1 protein-coding gene is annotated in these 1127 nt (G+C 35.0%); it reads right to left on the reverse strand.

The annotated features are described in order from the left end of the window. Positions 1-145: 145 nt before the first annotated feature. Positions 146-907, reverse strand: a complete 762-nt coding sequence (locus tag DW269_RS07105) for a sortase B protein-sorting domain-containing protein (protein WP_117459147.1) — start codon at positions 905-907, stop codon at positions 146-148. Between the last annotated feature and the right edge of the window lie 220 nt (positions 908-1127).

Here is a 1127-nt window from a genome sequence, read left to right on the forward strand (position 1 = left end):
GCCCCCACAGTGGACTTTCACCACCTAGATATATGCCATGCCCGGCATACAAAAAAGACAATTGAATTTCTCAATTGCCTTTCTTCCCTTATGTATATAAGTTTACATTCAAGAAAATCACTTGCGCTTACCTAATTAAGACAGATTATTCATTGATTCTCTTTTTTGTAGTTAATACAACTGCTGCTAAAGCACTTACTAATAATAATGAAGCATATAATGCAACATTCATAGTATCACCAGTCTTTGGTGCTTCTTTCTTAGTAGTTGTAGTAGTTGTTGTTGTTGTACCTTTATTTTCTGCAGGTTTTGCAGGTTTTGTAGGTGTAGTAGGCTTAGCTGGCTGAGATGGTGTAGTAGGTGTTACTGTAATTTCAGGAGCCTTTACAGAAGTTTCTACATACATAGACTTAGATTGATATTGACCATTCAATTCGAACCCAAAGACAAATTCAATTTTAGAATACTTTGTCCAATCTACTGTAGTCTTATTTTCAACTTCATCATCATCCTTCCAAGTCCAAGTTTCCGCATTCTTTAATGCATCTTTAGTAAATGTAATCTTACCTTTACCTTGTTCATTCACTTCTTTTGTAGATTCAACGCAATATAATGGTTCTCCATAACCATTTGCATCATAAACATACATTTCACCATTGGAAACTGTTCCACCTTTAGCATCTACTTCAAAGACAATATCACTATCCCCTGTCCATTTAGATTTAGGTGTAAGTAAAGTGACTTCTGGTTCATAAGCTGCAGGTGTAGTTTCAGGTGTAGTTGTAGTTTCAGTAACAGCTGGAGTTTCTCCAGTTACTACTGCATCTTCTGCAAATACTGCTGTAGTAGATAATGTTGTTACTGATAAAGCACAAGCGACTAACATAGTCATTAATTTCTTGTTCATAATCGTTTTCTCCTTATTTAATGTGTCCCAAAAAGAAATCTTTTAAGTTTCTTAAATAGCACAAAAAAGCATGAATTATTTAATATTATATAAATAACTCATGCCTAAATATCAATATTAAGTTGCTAAAAAGGGCAGACTCAGTTACTGTCTGTCTGTCTGTCTGTCTGTCTGTCTGTCTGTCTGTCTGTCTGTCTGTCTGTCTGTCTGTCTGTCTGTC

Origin of the sequence: Catenibacterium sp. AM22-6LB, from assembly GCF_003435615.1 — a bacterium.
Classification (GTDB): Bacteria; Bacillota_I; Bacilli_A; order Erysipelotrichales; family Coprobacillaceae; genus Catenibacterium; species Catenibacterium mitsuoka_A.